Origin of the sequence: Mesorhizobium sp. Mes31, assembly GCF_024519675.1 — a bacterium.
In the GTDB taxonomy this organism is placed as follows: Bacteria; Pseudomonadota; Alphaproteobacteria; order Rhizobiales; family Rhizobiaceae; genus Mesorhizobium.
Genome location: NZ_JALJRL010000007.1, coordinates 287,305 through 314,243 on the forward strand (window position 1 = coordinate 287,305; position 26,939 = coordinate 314,243).

Annotated in this window: 26 protein-coding genes; 19 read left to right on the forward strand and 7 right to left on the reverse strand. The window is 64.2% G+C overall.

Annotated elements, in window-relative coordinates:
* Positions 1 to 55: 55 nt before the first annotated feature.
* From NR193_RS14955 to NR193_RS14965, 3 genes are all read left to right on the forward strand, one after another.
* Positions 56 to 430 (forward strand): YciI family protein, encoded by a 375-nt coding sequence (locus tag NR193_RS14955; RefSeq protein ID WP_091577722.1) that lies wholly within the window; start codon positions 56 to 58, stop codon positions 428 to 430.
* Entirely contained in the window at positions 427 to 1,701 is a 1,275-nt protein-coding gene (locus tag NR193_RS14960; protein ID WP_256751570.1) for an RNA polymerase sigma factor, read from the forward strand. The genes NR193_RS14955 and NR193_RS14960 overlap by 4 nt, the downstream gene beginning before the upstream one ends.
* A gap of 181 nt (positions 1,702 to 1,882) precedes the next feature.
* A complete protein-coding gene (locus tag NR193_RS14965; protein WP_256751571.1) occupies positions 1,883 to 3,397 on the forward strand; it encodes an aldehyde dehydrogenase family protein in 1,515 nt (504 codons plus the stop codon).
* Between the two features lie 327 nt (positions 3,398 to 3,724).
* On the opposite strand, the gene NR193_RS14970 is transcribed toward NR193_RS14965, so the two are convergent.
* Entirely contained in the window at positions 3,725 to 4,636 is a 912-nt protein-coding gene (locus NR193_RS14970; RefSeq protein WP_256751572.1) for a hypothetical protein, read from the reverse strand.
* A 36-nt stretch (positions 4,637 to 4,672) separates the two neighbouring features.
* Between NR193_RS14970 and NR193_RS14975 the strand changes: the two genes are divergently transcribed.
* Positions 4,673 to 5,098 carry a hypothetical protein gene (locus tag NR193_RS14975; RefSeq protein ID WP_256751573.1) on the forward strand — a complete coding sequence of 142 codons (426 nt, stop codon included), beginning with the start codon at positions 4,673 to 4,675 and terminating at the stop codon, positions 5,096 to 5,098.
* Positions 5,099 to 5,110: 12 nt separating this feature from the next.
* Here NR193_RS14975 and NR193_RS14980 read toward each other — a convergent pair whose 3' ends face one another.
* On the reverse strand, positions 5,111 to 5,869 hold the full coding sequence (locus NR193_RS14980; RefSeq protein ID WP_256751574.1) for an SDR family NAD(P)-dependent oxidoreductase: 759 nt from the start codon (positions 5,867 to 5,869) through the stop codon (positions 5,111 to 5,113).
* Positions 5,870 to 6,026: 157 nt separating this feature from the next.
* On the opposite strand from NR193_RS14980, the gene NR193_RS14985 reads away from it, so the two are divergent.
* From NR193_RS14985 to NR193_RS15025, 9 genes are all read left to right on the forward strand, one after another.
* Positions 6,027 to 7,436: an aldehyde dehydrogenase family protein gene (locus NR193_RS14985; protein ID WP_256751575.1), complete on the forward strand. Its 1,410-nt coding sequence runs from the start codon at positions 6,027 to 6,029 to the stop codon at positions 7,434 to 7,436.
* Between the two features lie 16 nt (positions 7,437 to 7,452).
* A complete protein-coding gene (locus tag NR193_RS14990) occupies positions 7,453 to 8,256 on the forward strand; it encodes an N-formylglutamate amidohydrolase (protein ID WP_256751576.1) in 804 nt (267 codons plus the stop codon).
* A gap of 71 nt (positions 8,257 to 8,327) precedes the next feature.
* Entirely contained in the window at positions 8,328 to 8,912 is a 585-nt protein-coding gene (locus NR193_RS14995; protein ID WP_091577713.1) for a helix-turn-helix domain-containing protein, read from the forward strand.
* 165 nt (positions 8,913 to 9,077) lie between these two features.
* The gene (locus tag NR193_RS15000; protein WP_256751577.1) at positions 9,078 to 9,803 is read left to right on the forward strand and encodes an ABC transporter ATP-binding protein; all 726 of its coding nucleotides are present in this window, start codon (positions 9,078 to 9,080) and stop codon (positions 9,801 to 9,803) included.
* Between the two features lie 43 nt (positions 9,804 to 9,846).
* A complete protein-coding gene (locus NR193_RS15005) occupies positions 9,847 to 11,001 on the forward strand; it encodes an ABC transporter substrate-binding protein (RefSeq protein WP_256751578.1) in 1,155 nt (384 codons plus the stop codon).
* 52 nt (positions 11,002 to 11,053) lie between these two features.
* Positions 11,054 to 11,758: an ABC transporter ATP-binding protein gene (locus NR193_RS15010; RefSeq protein WP_256751579.1), complete on the forward strand. Its 705-nt coding sequence runs from the start codon at positions 11,054 to 11,056 to the stop codon at positions 11,756 to 11,758.
* 8 nt (positions 11,759 to 11,766) lie between these two features.
* Positions 11,767 to 12,666: a branched-chain amino acid ABC transporter permease gene (locus NR193_RS15015; protein ID WP_256751580.1), complete on the forward strand. Its 900-nt coding sequence runs from the start codon at positions 11,767 to 11,769 to the stop codon at positions 12,664 to 12,666.
* 2 nt (positions 12,667 to 12,668) lie between these two features.
* Complete coding sequence (locus NR193_RS15020) at positions 12,669 to 13,769, forward strand: branched-chain amino acid ABC transporter permease (protein ID WP_256751581.1); 1,101 nt, start codon at positions 12,669 to 12,671, stop codon at positions 13,767 to 13,769.
* A gap of 35 nt (positions 13,770 to 13,804) precedes the next feature.
* Positions 13,805 to 15,199: a glutamine synthetase family protein gene (locus NR193_RS15025; RefSeq protein ID WP_256751582.1), complete on the forward strand. Its 1,395-nt coding sequence runs from the start codon at positions 13,805 to 13,807 to the stop codon at positions 15,197 to 15,199.
* Between the two features lie 69 nt (positions 15,200 to 15,268).
* Here the strand turns inward: NR193_RS15025 and NR193_RS15030 are convergent, their stop codons facing one another.
* The 5 genes from NR193_RS15030 to NR193_RS15050 all read right to left on the reverse strand — a co-directional run bounded on the left by NR193_RS15030 (position 15,269) and on the right by NR193_RS15050 (position 20,457).
* Positions 15,269 to 15,607, reverse strand: a complete 339-nt coding sequence (locus NR193_RS15030; protein ID WP_256751583.1) for a hypothetical protein — start codon at positions 15,605 to 15,607, stop codon at positions 15,269 to 15,271.
* A gap of 123 nt (positions 15,608 to 15,730) precedes the next feature.
* A complete protein-coding gene (locus NR193_RS15035) occupies positions 15,731 to 16,531 on the reverse strand; it encodes an endonuclease/exonuclease/phosphatase family protein (RefSeq protein WP_256751584.1) in 801 nt (266 codons plus the stop codon).
* Between the two features lie 112 nt (positions 16,532 to 16,643).
* Positions 16,644 to 18,107 (reverse strand): phosphatidylserine/phosphatidylglycerophosphate/cardiolipin synthase family protein, encoded by a 1,464-nt coding sequence (locus NR193_RS15040; RefSeq protein ID WP_256751585.1) that lies wholly within the window; start codon positions 18,105 to 18,107, stop codon positions 16,644 to 16,646.
* Positions 18,108 to 18,185: 78 nt separating this feature from the next.
* Positions 18,186 to 19,733, reverse strand: a complete 1,548-nt coding sequence (locus NR193_RS15045; protein ID WP_256751586.1) for a GMC family oxidoreductase — start codon at positions 19,731 to 19,733, stop codon at positions 18,186 to 18,188.
* A gap of 46 nt (positions 19,734 to 19,779) precedes the next feature.
* Positions 19,780 to 20,457, reverse strand: coding sequence for a FadR/GntR family transcriptional regulator (locus NR193_RS15050; RefSeq protein WP_256751587.1), 678 nt, complete (start codon positions 20,455 to 20,457; stop codon positions 19,780 to 19,782).
* A 200-nt stretch (positions 20,458 to 20,657) separates the two neighbouring features.
* Between NR193_RS15050 and NR193_RS15055 the strand changes: the two genes are divergently transcribed.
* The 6 genes from NR193_RS15055 to fhmpcd1 all read left to right on the forward strand — a co-directional run bounded on the left by NR193_RS15055 (position 20,658) and on the right by fhmpcd1 (position 26,931).
* Entirely contained in the window at positions 20,658 to 22,286 is a 1,629-nt protein-coding gene (locus tag NR193_RS15055; protein ID WP_256751588.1) for a GMC family oxidoreductase, read from the forward strand.
* Positions 22,287 to 22,575: 289 nt separating this feature from the next.
* A complete protein-coding gene (locus NR193_RS15060) occupies positions 22,576 to 23,727 on the forward strand; it encodes a cupin domain-containing protein (protein ID WP_256751589.1) in 1,152 nt (383 codons plus the stop codon).
* Positions 23,728 to 23,804: 77 nt separating this feature from the next.
* Positions 23,805 to 24,938, forward strand: a complete 1,134-nt coding sequence (locus tag NR193_RS15065; protein WP_256751590.1) for an LVIVD repeat-containing protein — start codon at positions 23,805 to 23,807, stop codon at positions 24,936 to 24,938.
* A 9-nt stretch (positions 24,939 to 24,947) separates the two neighbouring features.
* Complete coding sequence (locus NR193_RS15070) at positions 24,948 to 25,355, forward strand: RidA family protein (protein WP_256751591.1); 408 nt, start codon at positions 24,948 to 24,950, stop codon at positions 25,353 to 25,355.
* Positions 25,356 to 25,381: 26 nt separating this feature from the next.
* On the forward strand, positions 25,382 to 26,002 hold the full coding sequence (locus tag NR193_RS15075; RefSeq protein ID WP_256751592.1) for a glutathione S-transferase family protein: 621 nt from the start codon (positions 25,382 to 25,384) through the stop codon (positions 26,000 to 26,002).
* Entirely contained in the window at positions 26,002 to 26,931 is a 930-nt protein-coding gene (gene fhmpcd1, locus NR193_RS15080; protein WP_306280099.1) for a 5-formyl-3-hydroxy-2-methylpyridine 4-carboxylate 5-dehydrogenase, read from the forward strand. The genes NR193_RS15075 and fhmpcd1 overlap by 1 nt, the downstream gene beginning before the upstream one ends.
* Positions 26,932 to 26,939 lie beyond the last annotated feature (8 nt).

The window sequence follows — 26,939 nt, forward strand, 5'->3', positions numbered from 1 at the left end:
GCAATGTCGGGATCGGTCCTAGTGTTTCGTCCTTTGACAGAGAAAAGGACCAGCAATGCTCTACGCAATCCTCTGCTATGCTTCCGAAGATGTCGTCAGCTCATGGAGCAAGGCGCAGGACGACGACGTCATGGCCAAGCTCCTCGATGTCCAGGACAAGTATGCCAAGGCCGGCCGGCTTGGCCCGGTGGCGCGGCTGCTGCCGACCACGGCGGCAACGACGCTGAGAAAGGTCAAGGGCGAAGCGGTCGTCATCGATGGTCCGTTCGCCGAGACCAAGGAGCAGTTCCTCGGCTTCTATACGCTCGAGTGCGCCGATCTCGACGAGGCCGTGGAGTTCGCCCGCGAACTTTCCGAGGTCAATCCGAGCGGCGGCTCCTATGAGATCAGGCCGGTATCGGTCTTCAATCCCCGCAAGGTTCCCGCATGACCGAGCTCGCCTGGATCAGCTCGGCGATCAGCGCCGCCCGCCCGCAAGCGATGGGCGCGCTGCTGCGTTACTTCCGCGATCTCGATACCGCGGAGGAGGCTTTCCAGGACGCGTGTCTCAGGGCGCTGAAGAACTGGCCGCAAAACGGGCCGCCGCGCGATCCGGCGGCCTGGCTGATCTTCGTTGGCCGCAACAGCGGCATCGATGCGGTGCGCAAGCGTGCCAAGCAGGCGCCGATGCCTGAAGAGGATCAGATCTCCGATCTGGAAGATGCCGAAAGCGACATAGCCGAGCGGCTGGACGGGGCGCATTACCGCGACGACATCTTGCGGCTGCTGTTCATCTGCTGTCATCCCGATCTTCCGGCGACGCAGCAGATCGCGGTTGCGCTGCGTGTCGTTTCCGGCCTCACCGTCAAACAGATCGCGCGCGCCTTCCTGGTAGGGGAAAGCGCCATGGAGCAGCGCATCACTCGCGCCAAGGCGCGCATCGCCGATGCCGGCGTGCCGTTCGAGACGCCGGACGCTGTCGAGCGCTCCGAGCGGCTCGCCGCGGTCGCGGCAATGGTCTACCTGATCTTCAACGAGGGCTATTCGACCAACAGCGGCGAGGCACCGGCCCGCGCGCCGCTGTGCGAGGAGGCGATCCGGCTGGCCCGGCTGTTGCTGCGGCTGTTCCAGACCGAACCGGAGATCATGGGGCTAACGGCGCTGCTGCTGCTGCAGCATGCGCGCGCTCCGGCCCGTTTCGACGAGAGCGGCGAGATCGTCCTGCTCGAGGACCAGGATCGCAGCCTGTGGAGCCGCAAGATGATCGACGAGGGGCTGGCGCTGGTCGACAAGGCGCTGCGCCATCGCCAGCCTGGCCCCTACCAGGTGCAAGCGGCGATCGGCGCGCTGCATGCGCGGGCCGAGAAGGCAGAGGACACCGACTGGGTGGAGATCGACCTGCTCTACGGCCTGCTCGAACAGATGCAACCGTCGCCGGTGGTCACGCTCAACCGTGCGGTCGCGGTCTCCAAGGTGCGCGGCCCGGAAGCGGCGCTTGCCATGATCGAGCCGCTCGAACAGAGGCTCTCAGGCTATTTTCACTTCTTCGGCCTCAAGGGCGGCCTGCTGATGCAACTCGACCGGGGCGAAGAGGCGCGTGTTGCCTTCGACCGTGCCATTTCGCTTGCCAACACGGCGGCGGAAGCTGCCCATATCCGCATGCATATCGACCGCTTGATGAAAGACGGTGCCGTGCGGGGGACTGCCCGCTCGGCAAAATGACGCGGCTGCCTCTGGTTCAACGGTCTGCGCCCGCCTTGGACCATGCCGGGGTGGCGATTTTGCCCTGAAACGAGTAATGCCACGCCATGACAGCGCTGATGTGCCCGTCGGCACACAGAGCGCATGGCGCAAGGCTTTGACCGGAGCCATATGATGGCGAACGGATCTGAAAGGGACAAAAATGACGATTGCGAAGGAAACGACCGAACTGCTGGCGAAACTGGGCGTCGCCAAGGAGGCGCTTGTCGGTGGCGACCTGATCGTGCGCAGCCCGGTGACGGGCGAGCAGATCGCGGCGCTTAAGACCATCTCGCCGGCTGACGCGGCCAAGACCATCGATGCCGCGCACAAGGCGTTCCAATCCTGGCGGCTGGTGCCGGGCCCGCGTCGCGGCGAACTGGTACGGCTGCTCGGCGAGGAACTGCGCGCGCACAAGGCCGAGCTTGGCCGGCTGGTGTCGATCGAGGTCGGCAAGATCCCGTCCGAGGGCCTCGGCGAAGTCCAGGAGATGATCGACATCTGCGATTTCGCCGTCGGTCTCTCCCGGCAACTGTACGGTCTGACCATCGCCACCGAGCGTCCGGGCCACCGCATGATGGAAACCTGGCATCCGCTGGGCGTCGTCGGTGTCATTTCCGCCTTCAACTTCCCGGTCGCGGTATGGTCGTGGAACGCGGCGCTGGCGCTGGTCTGCGGCGACGCCGTGGTGTGGAAGCCGTCCGAGAAGACGCCGCTGACGGCGCTCGCCTGCGAGGCGATTTTCGCGCGCGCGGTCAAGCGTTTCGGCGCGGACGCGCCGCAGGGACTGGCGCCGGTGCTGATCGGCGATCGCGCCGTCGGCGAAATCCTGGTCGATCACCCCAAGGTGCCGCTGGTCTCGGCCACCGGCTCGACCCGCATGGGCCGCGATGTCGGCCCGCGCCTGGCCAAGCGCTTTGCCCGCGCCGTGCTGGAGCTCGGCGGCAACAATGCCGGCATCGTCTGCCCGACCGCCGATCTCGACATGGCGCTGCGCGCGATTGCCTTTGGAGCGATGGGCACGGCCGGCCAGCGCTGCACCACGCTGCGGCGCCTATTCGTGCATGACAGCGTCTATGATACGTTGGTTCCGCGTCTCAAGAAGGCCTACGAAAGCGTCTCGGTCGGCAATCCGCTGGAGACCTCCTCTCTGGTCGGGCCGCTGATCGACAAGGCCGCTTTCGACGCCATGCAGAAGGCGCTGAAGGAAGCCACCGCCCATGGCGGCAAGGTGACCGGCGGCAAGCGGGTCGAGAATGGTCATCCGGATGCCTATTATGTGCATCCGGCGCTGGTCGAAATGCCGAAGCAGGTGGCTCCGGTGACGGAAGAGACCTTCGCACCGATCCTCTATGTGATGAAATATTCGGATTTCGACGCCGTGCTCGACGAACACAATGCGGTGGGCGCCGGCCTGTCGTCGTCGATCTTCACGCGCGACCTGCAGGAATCCGAGCGCTTCCTCGGTGTCGACGGTTCGGATTGCGGCATCGCCAACGTCAACATCGGTACGTCGGGAGCCGAGATCGGCGGCGCCTTTGGCGGCGAAAAGGAAACCGGTGGCGGCCGCGAGAGCGGCTCAGATGCATGGAAGGCCTATATGCGCCGCGCCACCAACACGGTGAACTATTCCAAGGCGCTGCCGCTCGCCCAGGGCGTCTCCTTCGACATCGATTGAGAACGCCGACGCCTGCTCGCCGCCAATGCGTGTCCTGATCGCCGGGCGATCAGTCCACGCAAGTCGATGGCGTGCAAACCGCCGTGACGCTGGACAGTTTTCGCGCTTGTCCAGCGTCGGCTTTTGGTGACGCTTTTTCATGCCGGCCCCTCTCATGGCGCCGCCCAGCCCCCGCATGGGGGATGCCGCACCGATCAATTGCCTGCCGGTCCGCGCCGGCCGAGCCAGCGGCCGCTGCCGAGGTCTTTCGGCATGGGTTCGCGACAGCTTGAGCCATTTGGCGAATCGCCGATTGACGCCGCCGCCAGCCGCAATGTGAGAGAATGTTCAGCCGATCCGGGGTGCCGGAAAACAAACGTCGAAAGCGGCATCGACAATGGCCAGCTTGGCGGCCTGGACTGTCATGTATTCCTGGTAGAAGGTGTTCGACACCCACATGACCGAATGGCCGCGCTGGCCGAGCCAGCCGATGCTGCCGAGATTTTCGGCATCGCGCAACTTGCGGGCAAGATGGGTCCGCGACAGCTTGAGCCATCTGGCGAAGTCGCCGATCGAAACCACGCTGGTCGGAATCCGGTCCAGGCCGGCATCATCGGGATCGATGCCCGACATCAGCCAGTCCATGACGATGCCCCCATTGTTGAGCCAGATGAACAGGGAAAAGGTCTGGTTGGGTTCGCGCACTGGCTTGGAAGCAAGCAGGCCGTCCGCCACCAGAGGCTGCAGCCTGGCAACCATGTCGGGCCGCTCCAGGAACCTGGCCAGCCGGTCGCCACCGTCGAGATGATCCAGCGTCCGCAGATGGGCAAGAACCCAGCCCGTGAATGTCCGCACGGTCGCCGCCGTCGGCTGCAAGGGGTGCGTGCGCCCGTCCCCGCCCGACACATACTCGGCGATGTTGTAGTGCAGCATCTCCTTGATGAAAGCGTCCGCCGTGTTGCGGCTGGCCACCGCGTGCTGGTGCACGAACTCGATGAAACGCGATACTGTCAGGTCCTTGCGGCGGTCGTTCGGGTCCCGCCTGAAATGCATGGCAAGGCCGACATGACCCATCAGCCAGCGTTGCTGCGTGGCAAAGATAGAAGCAAGCCGCGGGCTATCTTCATAGATTCGGATCAGCGCCAGCGACTGTTCCTGAACGTAACGGTGCAAGGCCGGATGGCCGACAATGTCTTCCAGATTCAGCGCTATGCTCCTCGTGTTTCTCTTCAACTCCGACAACGGAGTCATGTTCCCCATTTTTCAGCCTTCAAAACGTGTGTCCATAGGTACCAAATGCGGAGAACAGGCATTGTCGATCACGGCTGGTTGATGGCCGGTGCGCTTGACGGCGCTGCCGGCGACCGCGATTCGGGCGAGGCTGTCGGAGCCTATGCGATCGGGCAGGGCACCACCACCGATGCGGCCAGTTCTAACGACGACACCGGCTTCGTCAGTTCGGATTTCATGGCGGATGCGCGAAGCCAACCGCAAGTCATGCCCAATCCGCCGCCCGTCGATGCGATTGGCGGGCTGGAGCTGATCGATGGTGGCACAATTGGTGGGGCGCTCTCCACGCTGGCGATCCCGGTGAGCGGGCCCGGCAACCCACGCCATCGCGCAAGGCAGCCAGGTCATCCCGGCCGTCGCGCGGGTGGACGGATTCAGCCCGGCCTTGCCGGCCGGCCATTCGTCTCGGTTGCCGCTATCGCGACCCGGTAGCGGGCATGTCGGCTACATGCGCATCAGCAAGCCGCCATCGACAGCAAGCTCGATGCCGGTGATGTAGCTCGCCGCGTCGGAAAGCAGGAACAGTGCCGCGTTGGCCATGTCCTGCGGCGTGCCGATGCGACCGAGCGGCGCGTAGCTCGCCACGGCCGAGCGCTTTTCCTCGGTGTCCCAGCGCGCCTGCAGCGGGGTCAGCGCCATGCCGGGGCAGATGGCGTTGGAGCGGATGCGCTCGCCGGCCAGCTGCATGGCGAGCGATTTCGAGAGCGCGCAGACGCCGGCCTTCGATGCCTGATAGGCGTCCTGCGGGTTGGCATCGCCGCGATACCACTGGATGGTCGAGAAGTGCACCATGGCGCCACCGCGGCCGCCCGAGCGCATATGGGGGACGACCGAACGCGCGGTGTGCACGAAGGACTTCAGATTGATCCTGAACACCTCGTCCCAGACGTCGAGATCCATCTCGAGAGCCGACTTGTCGCGACCGAACCACAACACGCCAGCGACATTGGCGAGATAGTCGATGCCACCGCGCTCGCGGCCCGCCGTGCCGACGACCTGTTCGACGAAGGCGGCGTCGGTGAGATCGCCCTGCGCGAAGGCGAGCCTGTCGTCATAGGAGGCGAGAGACGAAGGACGTGGCTTCACGTCGATGGCGGTGACGGAGGCGCCGGCATCGAGCAGCGCCAGCGTGATGGCTTCGCCCATGCCGCCGCCTGCCCCGGCGACGACCGCATGCCTGCCGGTGAAATCATAAACGATCATCTGCAACCCCTCATGTGCTCCGCCAAACGCGCGATGTCGGGACAATAGGGGCGGATAAAAATTCCATCAAGCGGTATTAGAAAAAATTTGCCAAAATGGAAAATAACGATATCGTGCCGGGACCGATCCTCTCTCAGCTCGAATGGATTTCACGACCATGGACCTGCATTCCGGCGCGCGGACCTTCTCCGTGACCTCTCCCGTCGACGGCTCGACCTACACGACACGTGCCTATGCCGATGGCGCCGCAATCGAGGCGGCGCTCATCCGGGCCCGTGCCGCCTCGCCATCCTGGCGGCGGATGAAGCTGGCCGACAGGCTGGCGATCCTGCTGCGCTTCGGCGAGGAGATGAAGGCGCGGGCGACGCCGCTGGCCGAGATGGTGGCATGGCAGATCGGCCGGCCCTTGTGGCAGGCCGACGAGACGCCGCGCCTGGCGCTGGTCGGGCAGCTGCTTGCCGAGATCGCGCCGGAGACGCTGGCCGACGTGCCTTACCCCTCGGACGAAACCATCCGCCGCTATGCCCGGCCGACCGCGGGCGGCCTGCATCTGTCGATCTGCGCCTGGAATTACCCGACCGCCATGCTCGGCTATCTCGTCACCGCGCCGCTCGCGGCCGGCAATGTCGTGATCTTCAAGCATTCGCCGCAGACGCCGCTGATTGCCGAATTGGCGCAGGAAGCCTTCCGTGCCGCCGGCGGCCCCGAGGGTATGTTCCAGAGCCTGCATCTCGATCATGCCGATGCCGAGCGCCTGATCGCGTCAGGCGCCTTCAACGCGGTGAACTTCATCGGCTCGGTCAATGGCGGCCGGCGCGTTCATGCCGCCGCCGCCGGCACCTTCACCCAGGTGCATCTCGAACTCGGCGGCAAGGATCCGACCTATGTCCGGGCCGACGCCGACCTCGAGGCGACGATCCCGCAGATCGCCGAAGGCACCTATTCCAATGCCGGCCAGTCCTGCTGCTCGGTCGAGCGCATCTATGTCGACAAGGCGATCCATGACCGCTTTGTCGAAGCCCTGGTCGCCGAGACGGCGAAATGGACCATTGGCCATCCCATTGAGGAGAAGCCGATGATCGGCCCGGTGGTGCGGGCGAGCGCCGCAGATACGATCCGCGATCTCACCGAACAGGCGGTGCGGGCAGGGGCCCGGCGCCTGATGCCGCAGGACGGCATCGCCAAGGCCTCTGGCCTCGGGGCCGCCTATGTCGCGCCGGAAGTGCTCATCGGTGTCGACCACAGCATGCAGATCATGCGCGACGAACTGTTCGGGCCGGTGGCCTGCGTCCAGTCCGTCAGCGGCGACGAGCAGGCGATCGGCCTGATGAATGACAGCGACTTCGGCCTCAGCGCCTCGATCTGGACGCGGGATATCGAGCGCGGCGTGGCGCTGCTCGACGAAGTCGAGGCCGGCACCGTCTATCTCAACCGCTGCGACCACGCCGACCTGCACCTGCCCTGGGGCGGCATCAAGAATTCCGGCCTCGGCCGCAGCAATGGCCGCGCCGGCCTGGCGGAAGCGACAGCGGCGAAGGCCTATCATGTCCGCTCCGTCATCGGTTGAGCCGAGGAGCGGCAAGATGAGCGTGGCGGGCCTTGCAGGGCTTGACGATGCAACCATCACCACGCTGGCCGCGGCCGCCGTCGAGCGGCTGCGCACGGAGGCGGCCAGCCCCTATCTGCTGATCGCCGAACATGCGGGCAATCTTGTGCCCGCGCCATGGCATGATCTTGGCCTGGCGGTGCCCTATCTCGGCACGCATTTCGCCGTCGACATCGGCGTCGACGCCTTGACGCGCCGGCTCTCGCAAACGTTGCGGGCGCCGGCCGTGGTCGCGCATTATTCGCGCCTGTTCCTCGACTACAACCGCCCGGCCAGCGAGTGGGATTTCATGCGTCCGGATCTCGGCGGCATTCCGGTGCCCGCCAATCTGGCGCCCGATGCGACGGACCGCCGGCTGCGCACCCTTGTTGCCTGGGAGCCGGTCGAACAGGCGATCATCGAGGCGGCGGCGGGCCGGCAGGCGCTGATCTCGGTGCATTCCTTCACCCCGGTGATGGGCGGCGTGCGGCGCAATGTCGATATTGGCGTGCTGTGGCGGGAGCCGTCGCCGTTCGTCACCTCGGTGCTAAAAACCCTCGGTGCGCAGGGCAAGGAGGCCGGGTTGAGGATCGGCGACAACGAGCCGTACGATTGGCGTCAGGCTGTCGGCTACACGTTGAACCGGCACGGGTTGGAGCAAGGCAGGCCTTGCCTCTATCTCGAAGTCCGCAACGATCTGCTTTCCGATCCGGAAACATTCGAACTCGTCAGCCGCACCCTGGAGGGTGCCTTTGCCACCGTCGCGATGTCGTTATGGCCGAAACCAGCCGTAGCCGTCTAAAGGCTGGACGCCCCCATGCCACGCCGCTAGAGCTTGTCGAATTGGAAACACGACAGCCAAGGGCGTGGGCGATGCAGGGCAATGTGGGCAGCAAGATCCGGGATGCGCGCAAGGAGCGCAACATCACGCTGCGCGACCTCAGCGAACGCTCCGGCCTTTCGGTGTCGCAACTGTCGAAGCTCGAGAACGGCAAGGCCCGCCTGACGGTCGACGTCGCGCTGATGATCGCCGGCGTGCTGCATGTGCCGGTGGCATCCTTCCTGTTCAGCCCGAAGCCGGGCATGCAGGCACGGCGCTCGATCACGCGCGCCGGCAGCGGCATCCTGCATCAGGGCAATGCAATGGAATTCGAGGTCCTGTGCAGCGATTTTCGCGACAAGACCAACATTTTCTGGCGTGTCACGCTACGCGCGAAGAGTTTTGAGGAAAATGGCGGCTGGCGCAGCCATTCGGGCGAGGAGTTCATCCACGTGCTGAGCGGCAACCTGGAACTGCACACCATCCACTATGATCCGACGGTGCTGCAGCCGGGCGACAGCATCCTGTTCGACGGCGAAATGCAGCATGCCTATGTCGCGCTGGGCGGCGAGCCGGTCGTCATGCTGATGTCGAACACCGTGCCGCGCGACGGGCTTCCGGCCGGCGCTGGGGTCTGATCCCAGTCGATCGAACCGGATGGAATTCCGATCGGAAAACGCGGTGTCTCAAGAATATTTTCTAAAATGGAAAAAAATACTTGTTATGGAAAAGTCGGAGGTCTAGCATCCTGTTGACCGGCCGACAGGAGAAATAGCCATCGGCCGGGATGGGAGATGTGACCGATGCTGTCGGTTGAGTCAGTCAGCAAGACCTTTGGCGGCGTGCAGGCGTTGCGCGGTGCCTCGCTGTCCTGCGAGGCGGGCGAAATCCTCGGCCTTATCGGCCCCAACGGCGCCGGCAAATCCACCCTGGTCAATGCCATCTCCGGCGTGCTCAAGCCCGACGCCGGCAGTGTCAGGCTGGCAGGCAGGGAAATCACCGGCCATGGTCCCGAATATTGCGCACGGGCAGGAGTCGCGCGCACGTTCCAGACCATCCGGCTGTTCAAGGAATTGACCGTCCGGCAGAATGTCGAGGTCGCCCATATCACCTGCCAGTCCGTTCGGCCGGACGCCGCGGCGCGCATCGGCGTCGATCAGCTGCTCGCCCAATATCAACTGCACGGCTTCGCCGACGTTCCGGCCGGCACGCTGTCCTATGGCAGCCAGCGACGGCTCGAAATCGCCCGTGCGCTGGCGCTCGGTCCTTCGCTGCTGCTGCTCGACGAGCCGGCCGCCGGCCTCAACGAAGGCGAGTCCGAGACACTCGCGCTGGCGATCGAGGGCATCCGCCGCGATGTCGGCTGCGCCACCATCGTCATCGATCACGATCTGCGCTTCATCAACCGGCTTTGCGACCGGCTCTGCGTCATGGACCAGGGCCAGGTGATCGCTTCCGGGCAGACCGAAGCAGTGTGGCGCGATCCGCGCGTCATCGAGGTTTATGTCGGGCAGTCCGAGACATCGTGACGGCGCCCTGGAACGGCAACAACAAGGGAGAAGGAGGGGTTCAATGGACAAGATGATTCTGGGAGCCGCGGTCGTCGCGGCGGGACTTTCGCAGGTCGCGCATGCCGGCGCCGCCGACCTGAAGATCGGACTCGCGGTGGCGATGACCGGCACCTACGCACCCTACAGCGAGGCCGAAGGCGCGCGCTGCATGGCCGACAGACTGAACAAGGCCGCAGGCGCCGGTGATCCCAAGATCGAGCTGATGATCGAGGACAATCGTTCCGATCCGCAGCTTTCGGTTTCGCTCGGCCAGAAATTCCTCGATGCCGGCGCGCAGATCATCACCGGCGTGCCGTTCCCGGACGCGCTGATCCCGACTGCGCAGATCGCGGCGCCTTATGGCGCCACGGTCTTCTCGGCGCCGAACACGCAGCTCGAGATGCAGCAGGCCGGCCTCGACAATTTCATCGCCGGCGCGGTGCCCGACCCGATCAACGCGGCGGCGACCGCCAACGCGCTCTACGGCAAGGGCGCGCGCAGCGTGGCGCTGATGGTCTCGCCCGATGCCGGCTCCTATTCGGAAAAGCTGCCGGAATGGTTCGGCGAGGTGTTCGAGCATCTCGGCGGCAAGGTTGTCTCCAAGCTCAACTATTCCTGGGGCACCACCGACTGGTCGCCGCAGATCGCCAGCATCAAGGCCTTGCCGCAGAAGCCGGACGCCATCCACATCTGCGGCGTGCTGCCGGATGTCGGCATCTTCATCCGCCAGCTGCGCGCCAACGGCTATGACGGCTGGGTGGCCGGCTGCGACGCCTTCGACGACAAGTCGCTGGAAGGCACCGTCGGCGATCCGGCGTCGCTGGAAAAGGTGATGTTCGCCACCCATGGCGCGACCGGCGTCGATAGCCCGATCGACAAGTTCCTGGCCCAGTGCAAGGCCGATGGCTACAAGATCAACGGCATCTTCGACGCGCTCGGCGCCGACATGGTGCAGATCAGCTACGAAGCGGCGAAGAAATCGGGCACCGTCGAGCCCGCCGCCTTGCGCGAGGCGATCCGTGCGCCGGGTGGCTATCCCGGCACCACGGCGCCGGTCATTTCTTTCGCCGAGAAGAAGGGTTACCCGGTCAAGGCGGTGCCGGTGATGGGCTTCTCGAACGGCAAGCGGGTGCTGATCTCCGATACGCCGCCGACCTTCGTCCCGGCGCTGAACTGAGACAGGCAGGTCAGGTGATGATGGATCGAGCCTTCGCAGCGCAGGCCCAGTCGTGCTGACGGTCGACAACTTGATCGTCCGCTACGGCGCGGTGACGGCGGTGCGTGACCTCAGCCTGAGGGTCGGGCGGGGCGAGCTTGTCGCCCTGCTCGGTCCCAACGGTGCCGGCAAGAGCTCGACCATCAACGCGCTGACTGGTCTGGTCACGCCGGCCTCTGGCCGCATCGTTCTCGACGGCCAGGACATCTCGCGGGTCCGCACCGAGGACCGCATACGAGCCGGGCTGACCTCGACGCCGGAGGGCCGGCACATCTTCGCCAATCTGACGGTCGGCGAGAACCTGCGGCTCGGTGCGGCGACACGGCGTGACCCGAAAGGGGTACGCCAGGACATCGAGCGCTTCCTGGCGCTGTTTCCTGTGCTTTCCGAGCGCTACGGGCAAGCGGCCGGCACGCTTTCGGGCGGCGAGCAGCAGATGCTGGCCATCGCCCGGTCGCTGATGTCGCGGCCGAAGCTGCTTCTGCTCGACGAACCGTCGCTGGGACTGGCGCCGAAGATCGTGGTGCAGATCTTCGATTTCATCGGTGAGCTCAAGGCCGAGGGGCTGACGCTGCTGGTGGTCGAGCAGAACGCCAGGCAGGCGCTTCGGTTTGCGGACCGCGTCTATGTCGTCAGCGCCGGTACGCTTCGCCACAGCGGGCCGCCGGCAGGCCTCGCCGACGAACACGGCCTCTTCAATCTCTACATTGGCGGGTAGGCGGCGACATGGACTATGCCTTGCAGCAGCTTCTCAACGCGCTGGCCTTCGGCGCGGAATACTCGCTGGTCGCGCTCGGCCTTGCCGTGGTGTTCTCGATCATGGGCCTGGTCAATTTCGCGCATGGCGAAATCATCGGCGTCTCCGCCTACAGCGTGTTCCTGGCGGCGGCCCTCGGGCTGACGTCGCCGATCGTCGCCGTACTCCTCGCCGCTGCCGCCGCCGCGCTGGCGGCGATCGTCTTCGAGAGGGTGGCGTTCCGGCCAGTGCGCTATGCGCCGACGACGACAGGATTGCTGACTGCCTTCGGCGTCAGCATCGTCGTGCAGAACCTGTTCATGCTGCTGATCTCGCCAAAGCCGCAGTCGGTCTCGATCCTCAACGGGTTGAACCAGATGTGGTTCTTCGGCCCGTTCGCTGTGTCGTCGCTGCAGGTCATGGAGCTGGTCGTCTCCGGCCTGACCATTCTGGCGCTGGTGCTCTTCCTCAACCGCTCGACGCTTGGCCTGGCCATCCGCGCGGCATCGCGTGATTTCGCTACCGTGCGGCTGATGGGGATCAGGGCAAACCGGGTGATCGCAACGGCCTTCGCCATCTCGGGCGCGCTGGCGGGCATCGCCGCAGTGTTCATCATCGCGCGACGTGGCAGCGTTTCGCCCGACCTCGGCTTCAGCCTGGTGCTGAAGGCATTCGTCGCCTGCGTGATCGGCGGCTTCGGCTCGCTGGCGGGGGCGGCGGCCGGCGGCATGCTGCTCGGCTTCATCGAGGTTGGCCTGCTTGTCGCGCTACCGCAGGAATATGGGGGCTTCAAGGATGCGCTCACCTACGTGATCATCGTCGCGCTGCTTGTCTACCGGCCGGAAGGCCTGCTCGGCCAGCGGGTCGAACTCGGCGACAAGGAGATTTGAGGGTGGCGAGATTTGAGGTGTCGCAGGCAATCGAAAATACCGCGCTTCCTGCCGCCGCTGTCGCGCGGCCCGGCGGTGCGCTGACGCGGTCGTTGATCGGCGGGCTGGTGACGTCGCTGCCGGTGCTGATGGTCGGGCTGGCGATCCTGAATTTCGCGCCGACCTATTACACCTATCTGGCGCTCGGTGCCTTCGTGAACCTGATCGTCGTCGTCGGCCTGCAAGTGTTCATGGGCAACAGCAACATCGCCAATCTCGGCCATAGCGCCTTTGTCGGCCTCGGCGCCTATGGCGTCGCCATCCTCTCCACACCGCTGGCGATGAAGAAGCTGTCGATCCCCAACGCACCATTCGGCTTCGCGACGCTGCAGCTCGATCCGGTATCGTCGGCGCTCATCGCGCTTGTCGTGGTCGGCATCCTTGCCGCCGTCAGCGGCAAGGTCATCAGCCGCCTGTCGGGCGTCGCGGCGACCATCGTCAGCCTGGCGCTGCTGATCATCGTCCACTCGGTGTTTCTCAACTGGACCGACCTGTTCAAGGGCAACCAGGCCTTCTTCGGCATTCCAAAGGTGGTTGGCCTGCCGTGGATGATGGTGTTCTCGGTGGTGGTGATCGTGCTGGCGCGGCTGTTCAAGGACAGCCGCTGGGGCCTGCAATTGAGGGCCAGTGCCCAGAGCCCGCAGGCCGCCGCCGCACTGGGCATCGACGCCCGTCGCTTGCGGCTGATGTCATGGGTGCTGTCGGCGCTGATCTGCGGTCTGGCTGGTGTGCTCTACGCCTATTTCGCCGGCACGATCAGCCCCAAGCTGTTCTACTTCCAGATGATTTTCAACACGCTGGCGATGCTGATCCTGGGCGGCATGGCGACGGTGACAGGTGCCGTGACCGGCGTCATCGTGCTTTCGGTCGGGCTCGAATTCATCCGCAGCATCGAATCGGGCGTGACGATCGCCGGCATCCAGCTGCCGCAACTGCTCGGACTGTCGGGCGTGGCGCTCGGCGTCGTCATCGTGCTTTGCATGGCCTTCCGGCCAAGCGGCATCAGCGGCCGCTACGAGCTCGACGAACTCTTGTCGCGACTTTTCAGGCGCAGCGCGAAATAGCGCAGTCCCTTGGTTTTCCTGGTGGAGGTTTGAACGTGGAATTTGAGGACAGGGCCGCGGAATACGCGCCGAAGCTCGAGGCGTTGCAGCGCGAGCTGGCATCGGGCGGGGTCGAGTTTATCGAGGTGCATACGGTCGACACATCAGGAGCGTTCCGTTCCAAGATCGCGCCGCTGAAACTCTCGACCTACGGCGAATCGATCAACGCCATCCTCTATTGCGTCACCCATGGCGACGGCCAGCCGATGGGCGATGTCGCCTTCGCATCGCCGAGTGCCAATGAGGAGAACGGCTTTCCCAACATCAAGGGGATCATCGATCCGGCGACCGTCGTCCGGCACGGCTGGAAGCCGAAATTCGCCTCGGCCATCACGCGCTCCTACATGCTGGACGGCGCGGTCTGCCCCTTCGATCCGCGCGGCGTGCTGGCTCGCGTGGAGGAACGCGCCAGGGCGCTTGGCTACGAGCCGATGTTCGCGCTCGAATACGAGTTCGGCATCTTCCACGCCGACCACGACCTGATGCGCGCCGGACGCTACCGCGAGCTGAAGCCGTGGGGCCATTCGCTGATCAACTATGATCTGGTGCGCAGCGGCGAGTACCAGGATTTTGCCGCCGAGTTCATCACCCGCATGAAAAGCATCGGCATCGGCGTCGCCTCGCTGGTCACCGAATATGGCTACGGCATGTATGAATATGCGCTGACGCCGAAGAGTGCGCTGCAGGCGGCCGACGACGCCATGCGCGCCAAGCTGCATCTGCGCGAACTCTGTGCCGAGCGCGGCCTTGTCGCCACCTTCATGACGCGCTTCCAGCCGCCGGGCAAGGAAAGCGCCTGCGGCGCGCATCACCATGTCAGTCTGTGGCGCGACGGCAAGCCAGCCTTCGCCGCCGGCCCGAACCGGCTGACGCCGGTCGCCGAGAAGTTCCTCGCCGGCGTGCTGAACCGGATGCAGGAAACGCATCTCCTGTTCCGGCCGACGGTCAATTCGTACCGTCGCTTCGACCGTGGCGCCTGGTCGCCGGAAGACGTCGCCTGGGGTTTCGAAAACCGCACGGCACCCATCCGCGCCATCACCACGCCGAACGACGGCGCCTGCCGGCTGGAACACCGTGCACCGGGAGCCGACATCAACCCCTATCTGTCGATCGCGGCGATCCTGGCGGCGGGCTGCGAGGGTATCGAGAAGGAGCTGCCGCTCGAAGCGCCAGTGACATCGAACCTCGCCAATCTCGACAAGCCGAAACTGCCGCGCACGCTGAACGCCTCTATCGAGGCCTTCGTCGCATCAGACTTCTGCGCCGATGCCTTCGGCGAGACCTTCCGCGACAACTACGCCGAGAGCCGGCGCGCCGAGCAGGCGGCGTTCGACGCCTGGCAGGCGTCGCACATCACCGACTTCGAGTGGCAGCGCTATTTCGTCAGCTGATTGCGGGTTGAGACACAAGACGAAACCGGCCTGCTTTTCGCCGGCCGGTTTGGCTGGAGCCAGATGAGATCAGCCGCAGACGCGGACCTCTTCGATCACCCTGTGATGGTGGCGCCAGTGCTTGATCAACTCGATATGGCAGCGGTGATGCCGGTGATGGCGACGATACTGGCCGTCATTGTAGTCGCCATATTGCACCTCGCGGTTCTGATCGTTGCCATACTGGTTGTCATAGATCCGCCGGTCGTGATGGCGGCGAACGATGACCTCGCCATTGTCGGACTGGTCGTCCGGTGAATACTGGTTGTTGTCGTCGGACTGGATAATCACGCTTGCGGCCTGGGTTGGCGCAATCACGGCGGCTGTTGCGGCCAATGCCACCATGGAAGCCAGGAATAACTTTTTCATGTCTCGTCCTCTCGCGGTTTCAGCTACATCAACTCTTGGGAGGACTTAGCGTTCCAATAGCGATCCGTAAGCTTTTCAGAGCGGTGGGCGTCAAGCGCGCCATCAACGGCTGGCGCTATGGCCCTATAAGCGAACAAAAGCTGTCAGCGGCAGGTGATCCGAGGCAACCCGCGAAAGCGGCGTGTCGTGCGCTTCCACGGCCGAGATCATCCCGTGCCGGTTGGCCATGATGCGGTCGAGCGCCAGCAGCGGCAGGTTGGACGGGAAAGTGGGAACCGCCGGCGGCAGCGGTCCAAAGGTCACATGCAGCGTCTTCAGTGACGAGCGATTGCCAAGCCGCCATTCGTTCAGATCGCCGAGCAGCAGCGTTGGCGTCTCGTCGGCGTTGTTCATGATATCCAGCACGACCTGGGCCTGCTGCGATCGCGACCGGCGCAGCAGGCCGAGATGGGCCGCGATGACCCGCAAGGTCTGGTTTCCGTCAAGATCGATTTCCGCCACCACGGCGCCGCGCGGTTCCAGCCCCGGGAGCCTGATCTGATGCACGTCGCGAACGACGCCCTTCTTGAACAGCAGGACATTGCCATGCCAGCCGTGCCCTTTGCCATTGGCCGCGATCGGCACCGGCACCAGGCCGGTTTCCAGTTCGAGGCGGGACAGGTCGAGAAGCCCGACGCGGTCGCCAAAGCGGTTGTCCGCTTCCTGCAGTGCTATGACATCCGGGTCGATTTCGCGGATGACTCGACTGGTCCGCTCGGGATCGAACTTCCTGTCGATGCCGATGCATTTGTGGACATTGTAGGAGGCAACCAGCGTTCCGGTCGTGCCCGTTCTCTTGGGCGCGCTGGCGTTTGCTTTCTGCATCCGCCTGTCGCGGATGGATAGAAGCATGCTTGCCGGGAGGCTGCGTCCAGTTCTCTGCATGTCTGTGGTGCTCGTCCTTGCTGGCTTCAATTCAGAACCTGGATACAGTCAAAATAGAATCCGTCGGCGTATGTTCAATGACAGGCGAGCTCCCGAAACAAGCCAATCTTGCCTAAAGATAGGGTGAGCCGAGCCACAATACCCGGTCAAACAGTCGAATGAGGAACGGCCGGGCCCGCAAGGAGTCGAGCGTCACCGGCACGGCGGAAGCGATTGCCGACCCGATCCGCGTCTCGATCTCGCTGGCAAATCCGGCATCGAGGATCTCGAGGTCGATCTCGAAATTCAGCCGGAGCGACCGGGCGTCAAGATTGGAGGAGCCGACATAGGCCCACACGCCGTCGATCGAAAGCAGCTTCGAATGGTCGAAGGGCCCCTCCTTGCGCCAGACGCGGCAGTAGTGCTTGAGGACCTGATCAAACTGCGCGGTCATCGCGCGATCGACCAGGAAGAGGTTGTTCACCGCCGGCACCACGATGTCGATCTCGACGCCGCGCCTTGCCGCGGTCGTCAAGGCGCTGATCAGTTCGCGGTCCGGCAGGAAATAGGGCGACATCAGGCGGATCGATTTGCGGGCGACGGAGAAGGCGCCGATCAGGAGCTTTTGGTTGGTCTCGATGCTGGCGTCCGGACCGGACGCCACCGCCCGCACCAGCATCGGCAGGCCGGGGGCCGGCGACAGCGGGGCAATCCGCCAGGCATCGCCCTTCAGCGCCTCGTTGCCGGCGAAGCGCCAGTCCTCGGCGGCGACCGAGAAGAGATCGGCGACAACCGGGCCGGTGACCCGAAAATGCGTGTCCCTGGCGCTGCTGGAGCCGGCGAACTCGGCAGAGAAGCCCTGGCGGATGTTCATGCCGCCGGTAAAGGCGACCGTGCCGTCGACGACGAGGATTTTCCGGTGCGTCCTCAGGTTGGCGTAGGGCAGGCGCAGGCCCATGACGATGTTGCCGTTGAAGACATCGGCGGTGATGTTGGAATCGCGCAGATGCCCCAGGATGCTCGGCACGGAGTAGCGGGCGCCGACGGCATCGATCAGCACGCGGACAGTGACGCCACGCTGGACGGCGCCGGCGAGTGCCTCGACGAAGCGCAGGCCGACGGCGTCATTGTCGAAAATGTAGGTCTCGAGCAGGATGCTGCGTTCGGCGCCATCGATCGCAGCGCACATGGCGGCATAGGCCTCGTCGCCCGTCTCCAGCACCGTGATTGCATTTCCCGGCTTGAGCGCGCGCCGCGCCACCCTGTCGCCCAGTGTCCTCAAGCCGGTGAACCGTGGCCCGTATCGCTCGATGATCAGGGCCTCTTCAGCGGCGATATCGCGGTCTTGCTTGGCGGATGCCGCATCGTCGGCCAGCGGGCGCTGCGCGCTGATCGAGGCGCGACGAATGCGGTTTATGCCAGCCACGGCATAGATCAGCACGCCAAGGATCGGCGACAGCACCATCACGCCGACCCAGCCGGTGGCCGCGCGGACATCCTCCTTCGTCATGACGGCGTGGACAATGCCGACGGTCGCCATCACCACGGAGATGATCGCGAGGATTTGCGGCCAGTGAGTCGCCAGGGTCTGCAACATTGCCGGGACTATCCAGCGAGCGGTTGCAGAACGCAATGCGGCCGATCATGCCCAGCATGCCTGGCGCGGAATCGGGGATCACGATGCCGACGCGGTAACCCGTGAAGACGCCGCCCAGGTTTCCGCGATGGCGACGATCGCGGCGTTGATCGGTCCGCTCGGGATTATCGGCATCACCGAGGCGTCGACGACAAAGATGTTGTCGAAGCCGATCAGCCGCAAGTCGGGGTCGACGACGGCGTCGGCATCCTTGCCCATCCGGCACGTGCCGGCGGGGTGATGATGCGTGGAGGCTGCCTTGGCGATGAAAGCGTCGAGATCGTCGTCCGATTGCACGGATGATCCCGGCAGAACCTCCACGTCGCGCCATTCGTCGAGCGCCGGGTGACGGCCAACAGCGCGCGCCGTCTTCAAGGCCTTCCGGAAAACCGCTCGGTCGTGCTCGGTTTCGAGATAATGCGGGTCGATGACCGGCGTATCGGTGCGGCCCGGCCCGCCCGGTGCGATGCGGCCACGACTCGTCGGATGGGTGACGCCGCATAGAATCGTGAAAGCGGATCCGTAGGACGGGGCATTCAGGCCCCCGGCCGCTGACGGAGCGACGACGCAGCCCAGCACGATGTCGGGACTTCCCGCGGAACGGGTCAGGTCGTCGCTGTGCAGGTACATCAGCGATTCGGAGTGCTGCAGGCGGGACGGCGGCACCGGCTTTTTCGCGGCGTAGACATTGCCGAGCGCCAGCAGATGGTCCTGCAGGTTGCGGCCGACATCGCGCCTGTCGGCAAGACAGCGGATCCCCGCCTGCCTCAGCGTGTCTGGATCGCCAATGCCCGACCGCATGAGGACAAGCGGCGAGGACACCGCCCCGGCGCAAAGAACGATCCTGTCGGCGGAGACCGTCATGGGATCTCCATTGCAGACGACAGCCACGCCGGTGGCCCGGTGGCCATCCAGCACCAGATGCTCGACCTCGTGGGCCGTGAGCAAGGTCAGGTTCGGTCGCGCCATGACCTCCCGGGGCAGATAGGCGTCGGCCACGCTCAGGCGCTTGCCGTCGCGTATGTTGAGTGAATTGGGGCTGGTGCCGGCCAGTTCGCCGCTGTTGTGGTCTGTCAGGGTGGGGACCCCCATGGCTCGGCCGGCGGCGATATAGGCACGCACGACCGGACTGACCTCGGCGTCCGGGAGGTACACGTCCAACGGTCCGTTCCGGCCGCGCGCCGGCGCGTCGAAGGCCGTGAAGGCTTCGCTGCGAACAAAGCCCGGCAACAGCCCTCGATAAGACCAACGTTCGCCGCCGGCTTGCGCCCAGGGTTCGAAATCATCGGGATGGCCACGCACATAGGCCATGGCATGCAGGCAACTCGAACCGCCGACGATTTTTCCGCGCGGCCATTCATGGACGCGGTTGGCGGTAAACGGTTGCGGCACCGTCCGGTAGGCCCAGTCGTAGGCGCGGCCTTGCAGCATCGTCCATTTCAGAGGGTCGGCGATATCCGGATCGGACGGCATGACGCCGGCCTCGATGAGGCCAACCTGGCACGAACCGTCCTCGCTCAGCCGGCTGGCCACCACCGCCCCGGCGGATCCCGCGCCGATGACCAGCACATCGAAATGACGCGTCAATTTGGAAGTCCCCGCGAGCAGGCTTGTTGGCTAGAACGCGCAACGATCATGCGGCAAAAGCGCCGGCATTCGACCGTTCCGTGATCTGTCTTTGCACGGACAGCAAATGCGCGCGCATGGCGGCTTCCGCCGCTTCGGGATCGCGCTGCGAGATCGCTTCGGCAATCAGACGGTGTTCGCCATCGCGCTCGGCGATCCGCTTGGGGCAGGTGGGTGCGGCGGTACGTGCGATCTTCACCCGCGCATCGACCCCGACCTGACGCAGCATCTTGTAGAATTCCGCGGCGAGATGATTGCGAGCCGCGGCGACGATGGCGAGATGGAAGGCGAAGTCGACCGCGCCCGAGGGGGCGTTCTCCGGCGTGGTTGCGGCGTCCATGATGCGCGCCGTCTCGAAGGAGGAGGCGCGCAGCGATGCCAGCCGGGCGAGCCCGGGCTCCATGAGCAGGCGCAATTCCAGAACCTCGATCGGGTTGGTTACCCTTACCAGTTCCTCCCCATATCTTGGCAGGGCGGTCGGCGCCCGCCTGGCGCGCGCCGGTTTGAGGTCGCCTGAATGGCGCAGCACTTCGAGCGCCTTGCGAAGCTGATGGCGCTTCACGCTCAGATGTTCGGCAAGATCGCGCTCGGACGGAAGTTTGCCGCCGCCTTGTTGCAACTGGCGGACCGCGGCAATGATGTCGTCGAGATCCGATGGTTCGACCTGCGGCTCGAATGCGCTCAAAACCAAATCTCCTGTCCGATCGGCAGGTGCCGACTCAACGTCCGGTTATCATATTGTGACACGAAACCTGATGGAAACGGCACTCAACCAATTCAACCAATCTACATCTGCATGCGATGGTTGACAACACCAGTTGCGCGATGGTTGACTGACTTCGTTGACGGCTGCCATCGCGGCTGTCCTTCTCCCGAGGATCACGCATGCCGGCTGGCGAAACCTTTGACTACGTCATTGTCGGCGCGGGTTCGGCCGGCTGCGTGCTGGCAAACCGGCTGAGCGAGGACCCCGCGGTTTCCGTGCTGCTGCTGGAGGCCGGGGAATGGGACCGCGATCCGATGATCCACATCCCGCTCGGCTGGGGCAAGATCCTGACCGAGCGCCGTCACGACTGGATGTACTTCTGCGAGCCCGAGGCCAATGTCGGCGGGCGCAAGGTCGAATGCGCGCGCGGCAAGGTCATCGGCGGCTCTTCCTCCACCAATGCCATGGCTTACGTGCGCGGCAATCGTGGCGACTACGATCGCTGGGCGGCAAGCGGACTGGCCGATTGGTCGTTCGACAAGGTGCTGCCCTACTTCAAGAAGCAGGAGCGCTGGGAAAAAGGCGAAAGCCGGTATCGCGGCGGCAGCGGGCCGCTCAACACCCAATTCTGCCGCTACAAGGACGAACTGATCGATGCCTTCGCCACGGCCAGCCGGGATGCCGGATATCCGCAGACCGACGACTACAACGGCGCCATACAGGAGGGGTTCGGCCGCCTGCAGATGACAATTGCCAACGGCCGCCGCTGCTCGACCGCGTCAGCCTATCTGCGTCCAGCCATGCGCCGCGGCAACGTTAAGGTGCTGACCGGCGCGATGGCGACGAGGATTCTGCTCAAGGACGGGCGCGCGACGGGCATCGCCTACACCAGGGGTGGCGCGACACACGAGGTTCTGGCACGGCGTGAGGTTCTGCTGGCCGGTGGCGTCATCAATACGCCGCAGCTCATGATGCTGTCGGGGATCGGTGACAGCGCCGAACTTGCGGCACATGGCATCGAGACCAAGGTCGATCGCCGGCAGGTCGGCAAGAACCTGCAGGACCACGTTTCGGTCATCCTGATGTATCGGCGCAAGCAGCCGGGACCGTTTCTCAAGATGATGCGGGCCGATCGCATCGGGCTCGATTTCGTCAAGACCTATCTCACCGGAAAGGGCTTTTCGGCAGATGTGCCTGGCGGGGTCGTGGCGTTCCTGAAAAGCGATGCAAGCCGGCCGTTGCCGGATGTCCAGCTGCTTTTCACCGCGGCGCCTCTTGCCGCGTGGCCCTATATGCCGCCGTTCAAGGCGCCCTTCGCGGATGGCTTCGCGACACGCATTGTCGCCGTGCAGCCGGAGAGCCGCGGCAGCGTCAACCTAGCGTCGAGCGATCCGCTCGCCGCGCCGCTGATCCATCAGAACTTCCTGTCTTCGCAGCGCGACTGGCAGTCGCTTCGCGCCGGCTTTCGTGTCGCGCGCAACCTTGCCAGCCAGCCGTCCATGGCTCCGTTCGTTGGCGCGGAATTCTTCCCCGGCCCGAAATGCGAGAGCGACGACGAGATCGACGAGCATATCCGCAAGACATCGATCACCGTGCATCATCCGGCCGGCACCTGCCGCATGGGCGTCGATGCGGACTCGGTGGTCGATCCGGAATTGCGCGTGCGCGGCGTTGCCGGACTTCGTGCCGTGGACGCTTCCGTGATGCCGGATCTCGTCTGCGGCAACATCAATGCGGCGGTCATCATGATCGCCGAAAAGGCCGCGGATCTGATCCGCAGCCGCGCTCAACAGAGCATGGCGGCCTGAGAATGGCGGCTGGAATACAACCAAAATCTTTTGGTTGAGACCAAAATCTGCATTGGTTGAGCTGCCGTGTGATCGCGCATGGCCGTAGCGGGGTGGTCGCAACTCGCATCCATGAGCACATTTTGTGCGATCTTTGGCCATTTCTGCCTATTTTCCGGCATTTGCCTCTCGAAAATGCACCTCAACCAAAAACTTTCAAATTTCGCAAATTGGGGATTGTCGAGCAAAACCAATGCGAATACGGTTGAGTTGGTTAGAAGCATTTTCTTCGCGATGAGAGGTGTCCGATATGTCCCTGGCGCAACCAGCTAACGATGTGCTCACCAACAAGAAGGCGGCTCTCAAGGGCCTCTATGACGCCCTCTACGAAAAGAACATGTTTCCGTTCTGGGCGACGTCGGAAGGCGTCGATCATGACGAGATCAAGCAACTGATGGCGACGTCGAAGGCCATTCCCTTCGTTTGGTCCTATTCGGACATCGAGCCGCTGCTGCAGCGCGCCGCCGAACTGGTGACCATGGACGACAGCGAGCGCCGTTCGCTGATCCTGGTCAATCCTGGCCTTGCGCCCAAGCGTGCATCGGTCAGCACCATGTACACCGCCTACCGCCTGAATGATCCAGATGAGATCATGCCGCCGCACAAGCATTCGCCGAGCGCCATCCGCTTCGGCCTGACCGGCAAGGGCAACTTCACCGGCGTCGAGGGCGAGGACGTGGTCTTCGGTCCGGGCGACATGGTGCTGACGCCCAACGACGCCTGGCACAATCACGGCACCGTCGGCGGTGAGCAGGCGGTCAACCTGTCGGTGCTCGACCTGCCGCTGGTCGAGACGCTGCATGCCGTCCATTTCGACCACAAATACACCGAGATGGTCGACGGCAAGGAGGTCGAGAAGAAGGTGCAGACCGCGCGCTATCCGAACGACTACTCACAGCGCATCTATGGCGAGGGTGGCCTGATGCCGCGCTTCGTCGACCATAAGCGCGGCGGCGGCCTGTCGTCACCGATGTATGTCTACCGCTGGGAGAAGATGGAAGCGGTCCTCGACGCCCACAAGGATTGGGACGGCGACCCCCATGAGGGCATCGTCGTCGATTATGTCGACCCGACCACCGGCGGGCCGGTCTTCCGCACCATCAATTTCTACGTTCAGATGCTGCGCCCAGGTGAGAAGACCTTGCCGCAGCGGGAGACCGCCAGCCTGCTTTTGGCTCCGTTCCGCGGCAACGGCCATTCGATCATCGACGGCAAGCGCTACGACTGGAACCAGTTCGACACCATCGCCATACCGGGTGGTTCATGGGTCGAGCACGTCAACGGCTCCGCGACGGAGCCGGTGATCTTCTTCGGCGCGACCGACGCGCCGACCCAGAAGGCGCTGCTCCTCTACAAACGCTGGGGTCGCAACCAGGCCGGCGATCTGCTTCGCCTCGCCTGATCCTGGTCCTCCGGCAGCAATGTCGCGCCGCCAATGGCGGCGCGGACATCGAAAAGACGTTTCAGCAGCAAGGGCGTATGCATTTGGTTTCGGCGTTCAACACCAAGCAGATCGGCCATGTCGACTGCCCAGGCGGCGGCCAGGTCTGGGTCGACGGCAACATCCTCTATATCGGCCACATGCGGCCGCCGAGCGGCACGACGCTGGTCGACATTTCCGACCCGCGCAATCCGCGCAAGATAACGACGATCGATGTCCCGCCCGGCTGGCATTCGCACAAGGTACGCGCCAAGGACGGGCTGATGATCATCAACCACGAGCGCTTCGGCAGCGAAGGCCCGGCCGACTTCGGCGGTGGACTGGCGCTTTACGACACCACCAAGCCAGCACAGCCCAAGCTCATCTCGAAATGGATAACCGGCGGCAAGGGCGTCCACCGCTACGACTTCGACGGCCGTTACGCCTACATCTCGCCGACCGCCGACGGCTATGTCGGCAATATCGTGATGATCCTCGACCTGATCGATCCCACGAAGCCGGTCGAGGTCGGACGCTGGTGGATTCCCGGCCAGTGGACCGGCGGTGGCGAAGAATATCCCTGGCATGACTACGTCACGCCGCGTTGCCACCATCCGCTGCGCATGGGCGACCGGCTCTATGTCAGCTACTGGCATCACGGCCTGTTCATCCTCGACATTTCGGACATCACGAAGCCGAAGCTGGTCTCGCACGTCAATTCGAGCCCGAGCTTCCCGCATCCCACGCATACCTGCCTGCCGATCCCGCAGTTGCTCAAGGGTCGTAACATCATGGTGGTGGCGGACGAGGATGTCGCCAAACTCCGACCCTCGGCGCCGGCCTTTGCGTGGATCTACGATATCACCGACGAGACGAACCCCTTGCCGATCTCGACCTTCCAGGTGCCGGGCCTCGACACGGACGGCGCACCACAACCGCCGATGACGGGATGCCATCAGCCTTCCGAACGGTTCAGGGGTACGGTCATTCCGTTCGCATGGTTCGCGCAGGGGCTGCGGCTCGTCGACATCGCCGACCCGTTCGCGCCAAAGGAAGTCGGCCATTTCATGCCCGACGCGCCGGAAGGTGCGGAGCGATCCTCGTCCAACGACGTGACCATCGACGACCGGGGCATCGTCTATCTGATCGACCGCATCCGTGGCGTCGACATCATCGAAACCAGCGTTCTCTAGGAGCAGGCATTGAGCGACAGCACGCGAAAATCCGCCAGCCACTACGCCATCGGCAAGAAGAATCCGAACCTGCCGTTTCATCCGGCGGTGCGTGCCGGAGATTTCATCTTCGTCTCCGGCCAAGTGCCGAAGGACGAGAACAACAACATGATCAGCGGCACGATCGAGGAAGAGACGCTGGCCACGCTGAAGACCATCGCGCGCGTCATCGCGCATGAGGGCGCGACGCTGTCGGATGTCGTGCGGATCACCACCTATCTCGAGGATACGCGCGATTTCGGCCGCTACAACAAGGCGTTCCTCGAAGGGATCGGCGACGCGGTGCTGGCGCGCACGACCGTCGAGGCCAAGGCGGTCATCAACACCAAGATCGAAATGGACGCCATCGTCTACAAGCCGCTGCAGGCCGGCAAGTAGGCCCTGGACACAATCGAGGAGACGACATGTACAAGCTCTTAGGCCGCCAGACATCAGGCAACGTTCAAAAGGTGCTCTTCATGCTCGAGGAGCTTGGCGCCGCGTACACGCGTGAGGATTACGGCCGCCAGTTCGAGAACACGCAGACGGCGGAATACAAGGCGCTCAACCCGACCTCGAAGGTCCCGACGCTGGTCGACGGCGACACCGTGATCTGGGAGTCCAACACGATCCTGCGCTATCTCGCGGCATCCGGCGGCGAACATTTGAATGGCGCGACGCCAGCGGAAAAGACCGAAGTCGAGCGCTGGATGGACTTCCTGCTGGCTGCCGTCAATCCCGGCTATCTGGCTGCTTTCAAAGGCGCGAAGCTTACGCCCGAGGAGCAGACCGCCGAATACAAGGAACAGGTGAAGGACCTTGTGGCGCAGCTCAAGATCATCGACAGCCACCTGGCCGGCAAGGATTTCCTGGCGCTCGGCAAGCTGACCCTTGCCGATATCGCCTGCGCGCCGATCCTGAAGCGCTGCGTCGACTTCAAGATAGACCGGCCGTCGATGCCCAATCTGGAGCGTTGGGTGGCCGCGATCGCCGCTCGCCCGGCCTTCAAGGCGGCAACCGCAGCGGCTCCGGCAAAGGCCGCATGATGATCAAGCGCGCTGCCCTCATCGGATTGGGTACGATGGGTCCGGGCATTGCCGCGCGGCTTTCGCGTGGCGGGCTCGATGTCACGGCGTATGATGTTTCGTCGGCGGCAGTCGAGCGTGCCCGAGGCATGCTTGATCTTGCCGGCGGCGTGCTCGACCGTCTCGACATCAAGTCGCCCGGGACAGGTGCCGGCAGCGTGCGTTTTGTCGAGACCATCGCCGAGGCCGTTGATGGCGCCGAACTGGTCATCGAGAATGTGCCGGAGAATATCGACATCAAGGCGCAGACCTATCGTGCCATCGATCCGCTGATCGGCCCGTCGGTCATTGTCGCGTCCGACACGTCAGGTATCCCGATCACCAAACTGCAGGCGCACATCTCGCATCCCGAGCGGATGGTGGGCATGCACTGGTCGAACCCGCCGCACATCATTCCGATGATCGAGGTGATCGGCGGCGAAAAGACCGCGCCTGAAACCGTGGCGACGATCCGTGACCTCATCCGCTCGATCGGCCTGCTGCCGGTGGTGGTGAAAAAGGATGTTCCGGGCTTCGTCGAGAACCGCGTGCTGTATGCGCTCTTGCGCGAGGCGGTCGATCTGGTCGAGCGCGGCGTCATCGAGCCGGAAGATCTCGACACCTGCGTATCCTGGGGCATCGGCTACAAGATCGCCGTCATCGGGCCCATGGCGCTGCTCGATATGGCGGGGCTGGATATCTACAAGTCCGTCTCGTCCTTCCTGAATGCCGACCTCTCCAACCGCGATGATGTCGCGCCGATGGTGCTGGAGAAGACCGGCGCGTCGAAATTCGGCATCAAGTCGGGCGAGGGGATGTTCTCCTACACACCCGAGCAGACAAAGGCGCTGCAAGGCGAACGGGCACGCAAGCTCGTCGCGGTGCGGCGCATCCTGGAAGGCCGGGAGTAGCCAATGTC

Excerpts from the sequence above, each read along its gene's own strand:
- NR193_RS14955 (WP_091577722.1), top strand. The coding sequence starts at position 56 with ATGCTCTACGCAATCCTCTGCTATGCTTCCGAAGATGTCGTCAGCTCA.
- NR193_RS14960 (WP_256751570.1), top strand. The coding sequence starts at position 427 with ATGACCGAGCTCGCCTGGATCAGCTCGGCGATCAGCGCCGCCCGCCCG.
- NR193_RS14965 (WP_256751571.1), top strand. The coding sequence starts at position 1,883 with ATGACGATTGCGAAGGAAACGACCGAACTGCTGGCGAAACTGGGCGTC.
- NR193_RS14970 (WP_256751572.1), bottom strand. The coding sequence starts at position 4,636 with ATGGGGAACATGACTCCGTTGTCGGAGTTGAAGAGAAACACGAGGAGC.
- NR193_RS14975 (WP_256751573.1), top strand. The coding sequence starts at position 4,673 with ATGCGGAGAACAGGCATTGTCGATCACGGCTGGTTGATGGCCGGTGCG.
- NR193_RS14980 (WP_256751574.1), bottom strand. The coding sequence starts at position 5,869 with ATGATCGTTTATGATTTCACCGGCAGGCATGCGGTCGTCGCCGGGGCA.
- NR193_RS14985 (WP_256751575.1), top strand. The coding sequence starts at position 6,027 with ATGGACCTGCATTCCGGCGCGCGGACCTTCTCCGTGACCTCTCCCGTC.
- NR193_RS14990 (WP_256751576.1), top strand. The coding sequence starts at position 7,453 with ATGAGCGTGGCGGGCCTTGCAGGGCTTGACGATGCAACCATCACCACG.
- NR193_RS14995 (WP_091577713.1), top strand. The coding sequence starts at position 8,328 with ATGCAGGGCAATGTGGGCAGCAAGATCCGGGATGCGCGCAAGGAGCGC.
- NR193_RS15000 (WP_256751577.1), top strand. The coding sequence starts at position 9,078 with ATGCTGTCGGTTGAGTCAGTCAGCAAGACCTTTGGCGGCGTGCAGGCG.
- NR193_RS15005 (WP_256751578.1), top strand. The coding sequence starts at position 9,847 with ATGGACAAGATGATTCTGGGAGCCGCGGTCGTCGCGGCGGGACTTTCG.
- NR193_RS15015 (WP_256751580.1), top strand. The coding sequence starts at position 11,767 with ATGGACTATGCCTTGCAGCAGCTTCTCAACGCGCTGGCCTTCGGCGCG.
- NR193_RS15030 (WP_256751583.1), bottom strand. The coding sequence starts at position 15,607 with ATGAAAAAGTTATTCCTGGCTTCCATGGTGGCATTGGCCGCAACAGCC.
- NR193_RS15035 (WP_256751584.1), bottom strand. The coding sequence starts at position 16,531 with ATGCAGAGAACTGGACGCAGCCTCCCGGCAAGCATGCTTCTATCCATC.
- NR193_RS15040 (WP_256751585.1), bottom strand. The coding sequence starts at position 18,107 with ATGTTGCAGACCCTGGCGACTCACTGGCCGCAAATCCTCGCGATCATC.
- NR193_RS15055 (WP_256751588.1), top strand. The coding sequence starts at position 20,658 with ATGCCGGCTGGCGAAACCTTTGACTACGTCATTGTCGGCGCGGGTTCG.
- NR193_RS15060 (WP_256751589.1), top strand. The coding sequence starts at position 22,576 with ATGTCCCTGGCGCAACCAGCTAACGATGTGCTCACCAACAAGAAGGCG.
- NR193_RS15065 (WP_256751590.1), top strand. The coding sequence starts at position 23,805 with ATGCATTTGGTTTCGGCGTTCAACACCAAGCAGATCGGCCATGTCGAC.
- NR193_RS15075 (WP_256751592.1), top strand. The coding sequence starts at position 25,382 with ATGTACAAGCTCTTAGGCCGCCAGACATCAGGCAACGTTCAAAAGGTG.
- fhmpcd1 (WP_306280099.1), top strand. The coding sequence starts at position 26,002 with ATGATCAAGCGCGCTGCCCTCATCGGATTGGGTACGATGGGTCCGGGC.